We start from the raw sequence: 1,083 nt of genomic DNA on the forward strand, positions 1-1,083 counted from the left end.
GATGCTGCGCCGGGAAGCTCATATAGGCCAGCACCTCGTGCTCGCTCTCGTCCATCAGGCTGCCGGGCTTGGGCCAGCGAGCGCGGAACCGATCGGCCATCTGCCGCCGGGCGCGGTCCTGGTCGGGTTGCAGGAAAGCTTGGCGCAAGGCGGCCGCCACCATGGTCTGCTGGCCTTTGGCGACATGGGCCAAGGCACTGCGCATCCCATTCACCCGGCAGCGCTGCCACGTGGCACCGAACACGCGCCCTCGAGCCCCTCGGGCGCGTCCGCGATCACGAGCTTGATCCCGCGCAGCCCGCGCTTGTGCAGGCTGCGCGGGAAGCTCGACCAGAAGGTCTCCGCTCGCGCGGGGCCGATGGGCAGGCCGACGATCTCGCGCCGGCCCGCGCTGTCGACAGCGACGGCGATTATCGCCGCTACCGAGACGATCCGACCGCCCTCACGCTGCTCGAGGCAGGTGGCGTCGAGCCAGAGATGGGGGCCAGTCGCCCTCCAAGGGCCGCTGCAGGAAGGCGGTCACGCGCTCGTCGCTGTCCTGGCACGGCTTGCCGACCGGGCTCTTGCAAATGCCGCTCGGTCCCATGGCCTGCACGAGATCATCGACGCGCCGGGTCGAGACACCGCCGATCCCGTCGAGCCGCTTTGCGGCTCGACCCTGGATCACCGCCACCAGCGCCTGCTCGCTGGTCTTGCGGGGCTCCAGGAACGGCGGGAAGTACGAGCCCTGCCGGAGCTTGGGGATGCGGAGGTGGCGCGAGCCGCGGCGGGTGTCGAGCGTGCGCTCCCGGAAGCCGTTGCGGTAGTTCAGCCGCGCCGGCGAGCGCTCGTGCCGCCCTGCGCCGATCGGGCCTTCCGCCGCCATCCGGAGCGGCAGCACCATCTCGGCGCCGCCGCGCCGGAAGGCGCCGGCAGCGGCCTTTGGCAGCAGCTCGGCCCGTGGCAATCTCTCGTCGGTCATCGGGTCTCCTCGCCGGTCCGGGGCAGAGCCTTGCAACTCCACCTTAGACCACCGATCCGATGACCGCCTCGCCCGACACCCGCACGGGCAGCGAATTTCCACCACCTCCATGGACGCTACCC

The 1,083-nt window shown here is 71.1% G+C and carries 1 pseudogene; it reads right to left on the minus strand.

From position 1 onward, the window contains the following. A pseudogene (locus tag U1T56_RS24090) lies at positions 1 to 961 on the minus strand (IS256 family transposase); the annotation flags it as partial. Between the last annotated feature and the right edge of the window lie 122 nt (positions 962 to 1,083).

The organism is Benzoatithermus flavus, assembly GCF_037908215.1.
Lineage (GTDB): Bacteria > Pseudomonadota > Alphaproteobacteria > Geminicoccales > Geminicoccaceae > Benzoatithermus > Benzoatithermus flavus.